At 63.6% G+C, this 13,294-nt stretch carries 11 protein-coding genes and 1 tRNA gene; 6 read left to right on the forward strand and 6 right to left on the reverse strand.

The window, feature by feature from the left end:
* The first annotated feature begins 2 nt into the window (after positions 1–2).
* The 4 genes from NMB43_RS11030 to NMB43_RS11045 are packed head-to-tail and all read left to right on the forward strand — an operon-like array spanning position 3 to position 3,000.
* Positions 3–1,325 carry an ATP-binding protein gene (locus NMB43_RS11030; protein ID WP_494348212.1) on the forward strand — a complete coding sequence of 441 codons (1,323 nt, stop codon included), beginning with the start codon at positions 3–5 and terminating at the stop codon, positions 1,323–1,325.
* Between the two features lie 34 nt (positions 1,326–1,359).
* A complete protein-coding gene (locus tag NMB43_RS11035) occupies positions 1,360–1,902 on the forward strand; it encodes a septation protein A (RefSeq protein WP_494348213.1) in 543 nt (180 codons plus the stop codon).
* On the forward strand, positions 1,902–2,186 hold the full coding sequence (locus NMB43_RS11040) for a BolA family protein (RefSeq protein WP_494348214.1): 285 nt from the start codon (positions 1,902–1,904) through the stop codon (positions 2,184–2,186). Before NMB43_RS11035 ends, NMB43_RS11040 begins: the two co-directional genes overlap by 1 nt.
* 28 nt (positions 2,187–2,214) lie before the next feature.
* Positions 2,215–3,000, forward strand: coding sequence for a peptidyl-prolyl cis-trans isomerase (locus NMB43_RS11045; RefSeq protein WP_494348215.1), 786 nt, complete (start codon positions 2,215–2,217; stop codon positions 2,998–3,000).
* Between the two features lie 105 nt (positions 3,001–3,105).
* Here the strand turns inward: NMB43_RS11045 and NMB43_RS11050 are convergent, their stop codons facing one another.
* Together NMB43_RS11050 and NMB43_RS11055 are read right to left on the reverse strand one after the other, a co-directional pair.
* Positions 3,106–3,483, reverse strand: a complete 378-nt coding sequence (locus tag NMB43_RS11050; protein WP_494348216.1) for a thioredoxin family protein — start codon at positions 3,481–3,483, stop codon at positions 3,106–3,108.
* 43 nt (positions 3,484–3,526) lie between these two features.
* The gene (locus NMB43_RS11055) at positions 3,527–4,600 is read right to left on the reverse strand and encodes an AsmA family protein (RefSeq protein ID WP_494348217.1); all 1,074 of its coding nucleotides are present in this window, start codon (positions 4,598–4,600) and stop codon (positions 3,527–3,529) included.
* A 272-nt stretch (positions 4,601–4,872) separates the two neighbouring features.
* Here NMB43_RS11055 and NMB43_RS11060 point away from each other — a divergent pair.
* Together NMB43_RS11060 and NMB43_RS11065 are read left to right on the forward strand one after the other, a co-directional pair.
* Positions 4,873–4,948, forward strand: a tRNA-Asn gene (locus NMB43_RS11060).
* Between the two features lie 150 nt (positions 4,949–5,098).
* Positions 5,099–6,088: a Gfo/Idh/MocA family protein gene (locus NMB43_RS11065; RefSeq protein WP_494348218.1), complete on the forward strand. Its 990-nt coding sequence runs from the start codon at positions 5,099–5,101 to the stop codon at positions 6,086–6,088.
* A gap of 247 nt (positions 6,089–6,335) precedes the next feature.
* Here the strand turns inward: NMB43_RS11065 and zapE are convergent, their stop codons facing one another.
* The 4 genes from zapE to NMB43_RS11085 form a co-directional block, all read right to left on the reverse strand.
* Positions 6,336–7,451, reverse strand: a complete 1,116-nt coding sequence (gene zapE / locus NMB43_RS11070) for a cell division protein ZapE (protein ID WP_494348219.1) — start codon at positions 7,449–7,451, stop codon at positions 6,336–6,338.
* Between the two features lie 82 nt (positions 7,452–7,533).
* Positions 7,534–8,961, reverse strand: coding sequence for a dihydrolipoyl dehydrogenase (gene lpdA, locus NMB43_RS11075; protein ID WP_494348220.1), 1,428 nt, complete (start codon positions 8,959–8,961; stop codon positions 7,534–7,536).
* Between the two features lie 139 nt (positions 8,962–9,100).
* Complete coding sequence (gene odhB, locus NMB43_RS11080) at positions 9,101–10,351, reverse strand: 2-oxoglutarate dehydrogenase complex dihydrolipoyllysine-residue succinyltransferase (protein ID WP_494348221.1); 1,251 nt, start codon at positions 10,349–10,351, stop codon at positions 9,101–9,103.
* A gap of 39 nt (positions 10,352–10,390) precedes the next feature.
* A complete protein-coding gene (locus tag NMB43_RS11085; protein WP_494352136.1) occupies positions 10,391–13,234 on the reverse strand; it encodes a 2-oxoglutarate dehydrogenase E1 component in 2,844 nt (947 codons plus the stop codon).
* Between the last annotated feature and the right edge of the window lie 60 nt (positions 13,235–13,294).

The raw sequence follows: 13,294 nt of genomic DNA on the forward strand, positions 1-13,294 counted from the left end.
ATATGCGGCCTCGCCTGCGCTGGCCGCGCACTCTGCTGTGGCGTAGTTTCGCCCTCATTGCGCTGCTCCTGACCCTGTCGATCTCGGCCTGGTTCATGCTGTTCAGCCTTTACGGCCAGGCCGAGCGGGCGCGCTACTCGGCCCAACTGGTCGCCAGCGTGGTGAACCTGACCCGCTCGGCCCTGCTCGCCTCCGACATCGACCGCCGCATTGCTCTGCTGCGCGACCTCAGCCGACAGGAAGGCATCCACATCTATCCGGCCGAACCCGATGACGGCGCCGTCCTCATCGAGGAGGACCGCTTTACCCGCGCGGTCAGCGCAGAGCTGCGCCAGCGCCTGGGCGCCAGCACACGCCTTGCCGCCGAGCTTCAAGGCCAGCCTGGCATTTACGTGAGCTTCCGCGTCGATCCTGAGATATCCGACGACGAATACTGGGTCATGCTGCCGCAGGAGCGCTTCCGGCACGCGGCGGCAGTGAGCTGGATAGGCTGGGGGATTGCCGCCATCCTGCTGGCACTGATTGGCGCCTACCTGATCGTGTTCGGCGTCACCCGCCCGCTCAAGCGCCTGGAGCGCGCCGCCCGCGCCATTGGCCGTGGCGAGGTGGGGGTACGGGTGCGCGAGGACGGCGCCGAGGAACTGACCACCCTGGCCCAGGCCTTCAACCAGATGTCCAACGATCTGGCTCAGCTCGAATCGGACCGCGCCCTGATCCTGGCCGGCATCTCGCACGACCTCAAAACGCCACTGGCCCGTCTGCGCCTGGGCATCGAAATGTCGGGGGCCGCATCGGAGGACGTCGAGGCGATGGCCGGTGACATCGAAGAGATGGACCGCATCATCCGCCAGTTCCTCGATTTCGCCCGCGACCTGGACAGCGAGCCCGCCACGCAAAACCGGCTGGACGAACTATTGGCCAGCGCGGCGGCCCCGTTCAACCGCAGGATCGAGCGCGTACGCCTGCATGCAGGTACCGAGACCAGCCTGACGATCCGCCCGCTGGCGCTGCGCCGGGCACTGTCCAACCTGATCGAGAACGCCCTGCGCTACGGCCCGCCGGAGGGGCCGGTGGAACTGTCGGTGGAAACCCACGCACAGGGGTTGGACCTGCTCGTGGCCGACCGCGGTCCCGGCATCCCGGAAGACGAGGTGGAGCGCCTCAAGCGTCCCTTCACCCGCCTGGAAGCAGCCCGCACCAATGCCAGCGGGTCCGGTCTGGGGCTCGCCATCGTCGACCGCATCGCCCGCCTGCACGGCGGAGAACTCCGCCTGGAAGCGCGACCGGGAGGTGGATTGAACGCCCGCCTGCGTCTGCCGCTCTAACGCCAGACCCGCGACAGCCCTATAATCGGCCCCCATGAAATTCCTGTTCGATCTGTTCCCCGTCCTGCTCTTCTTCGGCGCCTACAAGTTCGCCGATATTTACGTTGCGACCGGTACGGCCATCGTGGCCACCGTGCTGCAACTGGTGATCGCCAAGCTGGTGATGAAGCGCATCGAGCCCATGCTGTGGGTCAGCGCTGCCATCGTCATCGTGTTTGGCGGTCTGACACTGTTGCTGCACAACCCCACCTTCATCAAGTGGAAACCGACCATCCTCTACTGGGCGATGGCCGGCGCGCTGGCCATTTCCAGCCTCGCCTTCGGTCGCAACCTGATCCGCAAGGCGCTGGAGGGACAGGTGAGCCTGCCCGAGATCGCCTGGGCCCGCCTCAACCTCGCCTGGGTGGCCTTCCTGGCCCTGATGGGCGGCCTCAACCTGATCGTCGCCTATGGTTTCTCGGAAGACGCCTGGGTCAACTTCAAACTCTTCGGCGGCATGGGCCTGATGTTCCTGTTCGTGCTGGCACAGGCCCTGTTCATGTCGCGCTACATGCAAGACCAGGGCAAGGAGCCTTGATGGACACCCCGACGCTGATCCGCAACCGCCTCGCCGCGCTGGAGCCCAGCCTGCTGGAAGTACGCGACGACTCCCACCTGCATGCCGGCCACGCCGGTTCCGCAGGTGGCGGCGGCCACTACCACCTGCTGATCGTCTCTGCACGTTTTGCGGCACAATCGCGGCTTGCCCGTCAGCGTGCCGTGCTCGACGCACTGGGCGAGCTCATGCAGGGTCCGATCCACGCCCTGAGCATGAGCGCCCGCACACCGGACGAACATGCGGCCCAGGCCACCCAGGCCTGAACGCCCCTTTCAACAACCAAGGAAGACAATGAACATCAAGCTCCCGCTGCTGGCGTCCCTGCTCGCCGCCACCCTGCTGTCGCCGGTCCTGGCTCAGAGCGACGCCAACAAGCCGGTCGCCAAGGTCAACGGCACCAGCATCCCGGCCGCCTACGCGGAGATCCTCGCCAGCGAGCAGACCGCCCAGGGCGCACCGAACAACGACATGCTCAAGCGCGCCATCCGCGAGGAGTTGGTGCGTCGTGAAGTGATCGCGCAAGAGGCACGCAAGCAGGGCTTCGACAAGAAGTCCGCCGTCACCGCTCGCCAGGACATCGCACGCCAGAACGTACTGATCGGCATGTACCTCGACGACTGGGTCAAGACCCATCCGGTCACCGACGCCCAGGTGCGCGCCGAGTACGACAAGCAGGTCAAGGAAGCCGGCGATCGTGAGTACAAGCTGCGCCACATCCAGACCACGACCGAAGACGAAGCCACCGCCATCATCAAGAAGCTGCAGGCGGGTGGCCGTTTCGAAGAACTGGCCAAGCAGTCGAAGGACGAAGGCACCAAGGACTCCGGCGGTGACCTCGGCTGGGGCCGCCTGAGCAGCCTGCCCTTCGGTAACGAACTGGCCAAGCTCGACAAGGGCCAGTTCACGCAGACTCCGGTCAAGTCGCAGTTCGGCTTCCACGTCGTACTGGTCGAGGACACCCGCAAGTTCGAACCGCCCAAGTTCGACGAGGTCAAGGACCGCATCCGCCAGACTTTGCAGCAAAAGGTCGTAGCTGAGCACATCGGTGCCCTGGTCTCCAAGGCCAAGGTCGAATAAGCGCAGGCCCTCACCTGCAATAGAAAAGGGGCGCCATGGCGCCCCTTTTCTCTATGCGATACCGCGACCCCACCGTCTAACTAAATCCCCGGTATCGCGCCCTGCTCAGTTCCGTTCGGCCAGACGGGCCCGGATATCGGCAACGCCCTGCCAGTTTGCCCGCTCCGCCGTTCCCGTGGCGAAACGTGCTGCGCTTTCGGCATCCATTTCGAGCAGGGATTCCAGCATGCGTTCCAGGAGCGAAACCTGCGGCAGCATCGGCCCGCAGAACAACACATGCTGATCGCGCTGCACCACCAGGGTCGGGAAATTCTCCACGTCCACGTCGCCAGCCAGTTCGGGCTCGTCCTCAACGTCCACCCACAAAAAGCCAGCTTGCGGAAAGCGCGCACGCAGCGCCTCGAAGGACGGCCGGTACTCCCGGCAAGTGCCACACCACTCTGCACACAGGCAGGTCACCAAAAACACTTGGGCCGACTCCATATCCACCACTCCCAGATTTGCCCAGGAGCATAACAGCGGCGGCTCAGTTGGGGATCATCAGGGTCGGCGCCTCAACCGCACCGGTCACGCTGAAACCGCGCGAACTCGTTTCTCCGCCGGGCAAGCGCATGCTGCCGGAGAAGTAGCCCTTGAGCTTGCCATCCACACCGACGTTCACGCTACCCGAACCCTGAAGAGCGCCCGCATCCAGACGTTGAATCCCAACCACCCACCCCTGCCCGGCCTGCCCCTTGATGGAGCCGACCAAGGTCTCGAAACGGGTCAGGCCACCGCCGGCAGCCCCGCCCCCTCCCTTGCGCAAGCCCTCCAGCAGGCCGAAACGATCGATCGCGCCGTCCTTGATCGTGTAGGTTCCGGCCACCGCCGTGCTGCTGGCCAGCTCGGCCGCTGAAGTACCCTGCGCAGTCAGCTTGAAAATACCGCTCAGATGGCCCTGTACCGTATGACGCGGAAATATCCGCCCGATCATCGACGTGGCCCGCATATTGTCGAGCTTCAACTCGCCGCCCAGATCGACCATCTTCTCGGTGAAAGCGAAGCGCAGCAGCCCGCGCACCGTGCCGCCATCAGAATTGCCGCCCATCTTGTCGAAGGTCAGCGCATCACCAGTCAGCTCGCCCTGCAGGACCAGGCTTTCCCACAGGAACAGCGGCATTCCGGACCACCGCCAGGAGCTCGCCTGCAGCAGCACGGTCAGCTTGCCACCAGCCGGCGAAATATCAAGGTTCAGTCCCTGGTCCAGAGCAATCTTCACGTGCGCCAAGGTTCCGTCGGGCGCGAAATCCATCTCGCCCTTGGGCAAGGGCAGCGTCATGCCACCCACGATGAGGTTCAAGCCCTCGAAACGCAGCGCCGTCACCTTGCGTGACGAGCGTCCATCAATGAAGGACAGGCGCAGCAAGGCCTCCGGCGTGGCCGTCACCTGGCTGGCCTGGATCCGCACGCGCTGGGTCTTGAACTCGGTAATCCAGTCCCCCCAGTCCGGCGTTACGAACGCCTTGTTGATCAGGATGGGCGTGGCTGTCGCCACCTTGAGCTCGCGCACCTCGATCGCCGGCCACGGCGAGAAGGCGTAGCTGCGGCTCTTGTAGGTCACAGGCAGGCCCAGCCAACTTTCAGCCTCTTGCGCCCGAGCACCGCCCGCCAGCGAACACAGGACCAGAAAACCCGCAACAAGATGCCTGACGGCAGCAGCACTGAACATGACGCGATCCGAGTAAGTGTTCCGGAAACCTGAATGTAACCGATTGCCTTGCAGATAGCGCCTGTCCGTGACAGTCGGCGCTCCCGCGACCGGCCGCGCAGGCTATCAGCACGCACTTTCGTGTTGACACATTTGAGTATCGTATCTACAATCTTGGTCTCTGTTCCTCGATAGCTCAGTCGGTAGAGCGCCGGACTGTTAATCCGTAGGTCCCTGGTTCGAGCCCAGGTCGAGGAGCCAGAATTCACAAGGGTCAGTGCTTAGGCACTGGCCCTTTTCGTTTCTGGAACGTGACAGAACCTTCCTGTCTCCAAGGCTGGGAAAGTCCTAGCAAACCCTTGGGGGCGCTGGGGATAATCTATGCTAAGGATTGGCTTGGCGGGATTCGGCATGAAGGTTTGCATCATTGGTGGGAGCGGGCACTACCGCTATGTGCTGGAAGGGCTGAGTGTTGCCCGGCTGATGGGTTTCGCCCCGGGCTCGCCGGGCGAGGATCTGGCCAAGCTGCGCGAAGCGCTGCAGGCCGCTGGCTTTGCCGCTCCAGAGTATGCCGACTGGCAGACAATGCTCGATGCGCTGCAACCCGATGTGGTGGCAGTGAATCCGCACTTCGGCGACGCTGCCCGGATCAGCCTGGCCTGCATCGCGCGCGGGATTCATGTGTTCAGTGAAAAGCCGGTCGCTACCGAACTGGCCGAGCTGGCGTCGCTCCGCCAGGCGCTGAGCCAACGGCCGCTACACTTCGCCGCGATGTTCGGTATCCGCTACCACCCGGCCTTTCTTGCCGCCCACGCGGCTATCCGCGACGGACGCATCGGTGAAGTACGCATGCTCAATGCGCAGAAGTCCTACAGGCTGGGCAAGCGGCCGGCCTTCTTCATGGAGCGTTCGCGCTACGGCGGCACCATTCCGTGGGTGGGCAGCCACGCGATCGACTGGGTGCGCTGGCTGTCGGGTGGCCTGTCCTTCCTGTCGGTATCCGCGCAGCAGTCCTCGCGCTGCAACCAGGGGTTGGGGGAGCTGGAAGTGACCGCGCAATGCCAGTTCCGAATGGAGCAGGAGGTACTGGCGCAGGTCAATCTGGACTATCTACGTCCTGCGACGGCACCGACACATGGCGACGATCGCGTACGCGTGGTCGGGACGCGCGGCGTGCTGGAGGTGCGGCATGGCGTGGCCTTGCTGGATGCAGATGGCCAGACCAGCAGTACGAACCTGGCCCTGCCCGCGCCGCGCTCGATCTTCGCGGACTTTCTCGCGCAATGCGAGGGCAGGGGAAACTGTTTGATCAGCCTGGAGGACAGCCTGGCCGTCACCGAGGCCAGCCTGCTTGCACGGCAATCTGCCGATGAGGGGAAGCCGCTGGCCTTCCCTGCGTAAGACGGCTGTAAGCGTTCGATGCTGCAATGCACACACCCTTCCCCGCCCCCAAAATCCGATGGAGAGCAGCATGAACATTGGCGTCTGCGTACCCCTAAATCCCTCTCCCGTCCGTAGCCAGCATACGGGCCCGGTCAGCTATATCGCGGACTTGCGCATGGCCCAGCCGGCCCTCTCTCCCCGGCCGGACACCAGAACCGATGAGTCTGAGGACGTAGCTGGCGACTGAGCGCTCGCTGCCCCCGCCCTACTGCGGCCGGTGTGCTTCGGCGAGGTATTCGCGCGAGCGCATCTCGATGAGGCGCGAGACGGTCCGCGGAAATTCCTGCGCATTGGGCCCCTCGCGGTAGAGCTCCGGGGCCTCCACCTCGGCACTGAGAATCAGTTTAACCCGCGCGTCGTAGAGCACGTCGACGAGCCAGGTGAAGCGACGCGCCTCGTTGCCCTGCTCGCGACTCATCTGTGGCACGTTGGACAGCAACAGCGTGTGGTGCTCGCGGGCAATCTCCAGGTAGTCGTTCTGCGAGCGCGGACCGCCACACAAGACCTCGAAATCAAACCACACGACGCCAGGCGCGAGACGACGCGCCTTGAGCTTGCGCCCGAGCACCTCAATCTCACCGGAACGGCCGACTGCACCCGCAATCTGGCCGAAATGCGTGGCGAGATCGTCGTCCGTTTCTTCCCCCAGTGGAGTGAGGAAGATGTTCATCCGCTCCAGCGAGCGCAAGCGATAGTCCGTTCCGTCATCCACCTCGAGCACGTCGAAGCGCAGCTTCATCAAGTCGATGGTTGGAATGAAGTTGTGACGCTGCAGGCCGTTGGGATACAAGCCATCCGGCGGGTAGTTGGAAGTCATCACGAACACCACACCGCGCTCGAACAGGGCCTGCAGCAAGCGCCCCAGAATCATCGCGTCGGCGATGTCGGAAACGTGGAATTCGTCGAAGCACAGCAGGCGCGTCTGAGTAGCGATGACATCCGCGACGTGGCCCAGCGGATCCTCCTGATCCTTGTGTGCGCGCAGTTGCTCATGCACCGACTGCATGAAGGCATGGAAGTGCACCCGGCGCTTGCGCTTGTAAGGCACGGCGTCGAAGAAGCAATCCATGATGAAGCTCTTGCCGCGCCCCACGCCACCCCACAGGTACACGCTGCGCGGCAGTTCGGGATGGATGAAGAGCTTGCGCAGCGAAGTCCGGCGCCGCGCCTTGAAATCCAGCAATTCGGTGTAGAGCGTCTGCAGGCGGTCGATGGCCTTACGCTGAGCCGCGTCGGCCTTGTAGCCGCGGGTGGCGAGCAAGGAACGGTAGGCATCGCGCACACCGTGCTCGGGAACGTTGAGGATGGAATGCGCCGTCATGACTTCGGTCCCGGAAATGCGAGGGGCCAGAGTCGGCGCACGGTCTTCACCGCGCGCCAAGCCTGGCCCCGACTACGACTGCTTAGAAATGGAGCGAGCGCTTGTCCACCGCCAGCGCCGCTTCGTGCAGCGCTTCCGACAGCGTCGGGTGGGCGTGACAGGTACGCGCGATGTCTTCCGCCGAAGCGCCAAACTCCATGGCCACTACGGCCTCGGCGATCAGCTCGGACGCGCTGGTGCCAATCACATGCACGCCCAGGATCTGGTCAGTCTCGGCATGCGCCAGCACCTTCACGAAGCCGGTAGTGTCGCCCTGCCCCAGTGCGCGGCCGTTGGCGAGGAAGGGGATCTGACCCGGCTTGTACGGAATGTTGGCCGCCTTGAGCTCTTGCTCGGTCTTGCCAACCCAGGCAATTTCCGGATGCGTGTAGATGACCCAGGGAATGGTGTCGTGGTTGATGCTGGTCGCCTGGCCAACGATGCGCTCGGCCACCATGACGCCCTCTTCCATGCCCTTGTGCGCCAGCATCGGGCCCGGCACCACGTCGCCTACCGCCCACACGTTGGGCAGGTTGGTGGCGCAGAACTCATCGACCTCGATGCGCCCGCGGGCGTCGATCCCCAAGCCCACGGCGGCTGCATTCAGGCCGTTGGTGTTGGGCACGCGGCCAACGGCCACGATCAGCTTGTCGACTTCCAGCGTCTGCTCGCCTTCGTCATTCTCGTACTTGATGACGACGGAATTCTTCTTGGCGGCGACTTCCTTGATCTGCACGCCCAGATTGATCTTGAGGCCTTGCTTGGAGGTGAACACCTTCCAGGCCTCCTTGGCGACGGCCTGATCGGCGGCGGCCAGGAAGTCGGGCACGGCTTCGAGGATGGTGACCTCGGAGCCCAGGCGCTTCCACACCGAACCCATTTCGAGACCGATCACGCCGGCACCGATCACGCCGAGGCGCTTGGGCACGTCGTTGATGTCCAGTGCGCCCGCGTTGTCGAGAATCAGTTTCTGATCGACCTCAATGCCAGGCAGGTGGCGTGCATTGGAACCGGTCGCCACGATCACGTGCGTGGTGGTGACAATCTCTTCCCCGACCTTGACTTGCCACTTACCACCATCGACCTGACCGACGAAGCTGCCATGGCCAGGGATGAAGCTGACCTTGTACTTCTTGAACAGGCTTTTGATGCCGCTGACCAGTTGGGTGACGATGTTGTCCTTGCGCTTGATCATCGAGGGTACGTCGATGCTCACGCCCTCGGCCTTGATGCCGTGCATGATGAACGAGTGCGTGGCCTGGTCGTACAGCTCCGAGGAGTGCAGCAGCGCCTTGGACGGGATGCAACCCACGTTGAGGCAGGTGCCTCCCAGTCGCGGCTCGCCCTTAGGATCGGCATAGGCTTCGGACTCGCAGCAAGCCGTGTTGAGACCGAGCTGCGCTGCGCGGATGGCAGCGACATATCCGGCGGGGCCACCACCAATCACGACGACGTCGAATTCTTTACTCATATCTGTTCCCGGGAAGGGGGAAGGGAGAAGGGGGAAGGGTCGGCCCCACTCGCCTTCGACATCATTAGTTCAGCGGGAGGAGGAGGAAGGCCGCAGGTGTTCGCACACCCTTCTCCCTTCCTCCTTCTCCCTTCACTCATCAGATTTCCAGCAGCAGTCGCGACGGGTCTTCCAGCGCTTCCTTCATCGTCACCAGGCCCAGCACGGCCTCGCGGCCGTCGATGATGCGGTGGTCGTATGACATCGCAAGGTAGTTGATCGGACGGATCACGATCTGACCATTCTCAACCACCGGACGGTCCTTGGTGGCGTGGATGCCCAGGATGGCCGACTGCGGCGGGTTGATGATGGGCGTCGACAGCATGGAGCCGAAGATGCCCCCGTTGGAAATCGAGAAGGTGCCACCGGTGAGCTCTTCGATGCTGAGCTTGCCGTCGCGCGCCTTGGCGCCGTATTCGGCAATCTTCTTCTCGATGTCGGCCAGACTCATCTGGTCGGCATTGCGCAGGATGGGAACCACCAGGCCGCGAGGCGAACCGACGGCGATACCGATGTCGAAGTAGCCGTGATAGACGATGTCATTGCCATCCACCGAGGCGTTCAGCACCGGGTACTTCTTGAGTGCGGCCACGGCGGCCTTCACGAAGAAGGACATGAAGCCCAGTTTGACGCCGTGCTCCTTCTCGAACTTCTCCTGGTACTTCTTGCGCAGCTCCATGACCGGGGCCATGTTCACTTCGTTGAAGGTGGTCAGGATGGCGTTGGTGGCCTGCGACTGCAGCAGGCGCTCGGCAACGCGCGCACGCAGGCGGCTCATCGGCACGCGCTGCTCGGGGCGATCAGCCAACACATTCTCGATGGCGACCGGTGCAGGCGGTTGCGGCAGCGGCTGAGCAGTGCCCACGGCAACCGGCACCACGGCGGGAGCGGACACGCTGCTGCCGGCCACCGGCTTGGCGGCCACGCCCAGCGCGTCGGCCTTGGTCACGCGGCCACCAGGACCAGAGCCCTGCGCCGAAGCGGGGTCGATGCCCTTCTCGGCCAGGATCTTGCGTGCGGCCGGACCCGCGGTGGCACCCGCCTTGGCGGCAGCAGCCGGTGCAGCCGCGGCCGGGGCGGCTTCAGCAGCCGGGGCAGCGGCGCCGGCCTTGGCTTCAGTGTCGATCTGCGCGATCAGCTCGTGGCTGGTCACCGACGAACCGTTGCCCTTGATGATCTTGAGCAGCACGCCGTCGGCCGGTGCGGGCGTCTCGAGCACCACCTTGTCGGTCTCGATGTCGATCAGGTTCTGGTCGCGCTTGACGGCCTCCCCCTCCTTGGCATGCCACTTGACGAGCGAAGCTTCCGAGACGGACTCGGACAACTGCGGGACTTTGACTTCGATGATCATTTTTCGATATTCCTCAGAGTTCTTTCCGTGACCTAGGCCTTATTGCTCGGGAGCCTGTTCCTGGCCCAGTGCGCCGAACGCACCTTCGATGACGGCCTTCTGCTGCTGGTTGTGCTTGGCGTAGTAACCCACTGCCGGCGAGGCAGAAGCCGGACGACTGACCAGGTGCAGCTTGTGCTCCTTGCCCAGCGAACGGGCCAGGTGCTGACGCGACACGATCCAGTACCAGGCGCCCTGGTTGCGCGGTTCTTCCTGGCACCACACCACATCCTTCGCGTTGGGGTACTTGGCCAACTCGTGCGCGAAGGCTTCGTTGGGGAAGGGATACAACTGCTCGATGCGCACGATGGCCGTGTCCTTGATCTCCTTGGCACGGCGCTCGGCGAGCAGTTCGTAGTAGATCTTGCCGCTGCACAGCACCACGCGCTTGACCTTCTTGGCCTCCAGCTTGTCGACCTCGCCAATCACGGTCTGGAAGGTGCCGCTGGCCAGTTCGTCCAAGGTGGAGATCGCGTCCTTGTGGCGCAGCAGGGACTTGGGGGTCATCACCACCAAGGGCTTGCGCAGGTTGCGCACCATCTGGCGGCGCAGCAGGTGGAAGATCTGCGACGGCGAGGACGGCACGCACACCTGCCAGTTGTTCTCGGCGCACAACTGCATGTAACGCTCCAGGCGACCCGAGGAGTGCTCAGGGCCCTGACCTTCGTAACCGTGCGGCAGCAGCATGGTGATACCGGACAGGCGGCCCCACTTCGCTTCGCCCGAGCTGATGAACTGGTCAACCACGACCTGGGCGCAGTTGCCGAAGTCGCCGAACTGGGCTTCCCAGATCACGAGTTGGTTCGGCTCCGCAGTGGCGTAGCCGTACTCGAAGCCCAGCACGCCGGACTCCGACAGTACGGAGTCGATCACCTGGAACGGCGCCTGACCCTCCTGAATGTTCTGCAGAGGAATGTAGTTGCCGGCGTCCCAACGCTCGCGATTCTGATCGTGCAGCACGGCATGGCGGTGGAAGAAGGTGCCACGGCCCACGTCCTGGCCAGAGATGCGAATGCCATAACCTTGCGCAACCAGAGAAGCGTACGCCAGGTTCTCGGCCATGCCCCAATCCAGCGGCTGAGTACCTTCGCCCATGGCCTTGCGGGCTTCGACGATGTTGGACACGCGCGAGTGCAGGGTGAAGCCTTCGGGCAGCGCGGTCAGACGCTTGGAGAGGCGCTTCAGCTCAGCCAAGGGCACGGTGGTGTCGGCTTCGTCGGTGTAGGGCTTCTTGATGAAGGGCGACCAGTCGGAAGCGAACTTGCGCGTATGACCCGACAGCACCGGGTTGTACAGCAGCTCGCCACGATCCAGGTGTTCGCGGTAGTCGGCGATGATGGCGTCCGGTTCGTCCGGCGTGCACACGCCCTGGCCCACCAGTTTGTCGGCATACACCTTGCGGGTGCCGGGGTGGGCTGCGATCTTCTTGTACATCAGCGGCTGGGTCACCATCGGCTCGTCCTGCTCGTTGTGGCCCAGTTTGCGGAAGCACAGCAGGTCGATGACGACGTCCTTGTGGAAGGTCTGGCGGAACTCGACCGCCAGTTGCGTTACCAGTGCCACGGCTTCCGGATCATCGCCATTAACGTGGAAGATCGGCGCCTCGGCCATCTTGAAGATGTCGGTGCAGTAGATCGAGGAACGCGAATCACGCGGATCGGAGGTGGTGAAACCAATCTGGTTGTTGATGACAATGTGCACCGTGCCGCCGACGCCGTAACCGCGCGTCTGCGAGAAGTTCAGGATTTCCTGGTTGATGCCCTGGCCGGCGACGGCGGCGTCACCGTGGATCAGTACCGGAATGACCTGCTTCTTGGCCGCCTCACCGCCACGCCGTTGCTGGCGCGCGTAGACAGAACCCTGCACCACCGGATTGACGATTTCCAGGTGCGAGGGGTTGAAGGCCAGGGTCAGGTGGACCGGGCCGCCAGGCGTTGCAACGTCGGACGAGAAGCCCATGTGGTACTTCACGTCACCGGCCGACAGGTCGTCGGCGTGCTTGCCTTCGAACTCGGAGAACAGTGAGGCCGGGCTCTTGCCCAGGGTGTTGACCAGTACGTTCAGGCGGCCGCGGTGAGCCATACCGATGGTCACTTCCTGCGCGCCCAGCGCACCGGCCGTATTGATCGCCACATCCATCGCGACGATGGCCGATTCGCCACCTTCCAGCGAGAAGCGCTTCTGGCCAACGTACTTGGTATGCAGGTACTTCTCCAGCGTCTCGGCGGCGGTCAGACGGCCCAGAATGCGCTTCTTGGTCTCGTTGTCGAAGCTGGGCGTGGCGCGGATCGGCTCCAGCTTGGACTGGATCCAGCGCTTCTGGTTAATGTCGGCGATGTACATGTACTCGACGCCGATCGTGCCGCAATAGGTCTGACGTGCGGCTTCCAGGATCTCGCGCAGGGTCGCCTGCGGATTCTGCTGGAACTGGAAGGAGCCAATGTTGAACGGTGCCGACAGGTCAGCTTCGGTGAAGCCATAGTGCGAGGGCTCCAGTTCGGCGATCGAGGGGCGCTCCTGGCGCTTCAGCGGGTCGATCTGCGCCCAGCGGTTACCCAGGAAGCGGTAGGCATTGATCATCTGCAGCACGCCGACCTGGCGCTTGTCGGCCACGCCGGTCGCCGCCACGGCGAACTTGCTCTGCTTCGCCATCTGGGCGAAAGAGGCCACGACGGGAGCATGGGCCACGTCGCGGGTGTTGCCGGGCATGTTCTGCAAGGCGTCGAAGTATTCGCGCCATTGTTCGTCCACGCTCGCCGGATTGGCGAGGTAGGCCTCGTAGATCTCCTCCACGAACGGCGCATTGCCGCCGAACAGATAGGAGTTGGTGAGGTACTGATTCATCATGTGGATCACCTGTAGCGGGTGTGATGAGTGTGTGATCAGGGGCTTGTTTGCCGGATC

Source organism: Uliginosibacterium sangjuense (genome assembly GCF_059132465.1).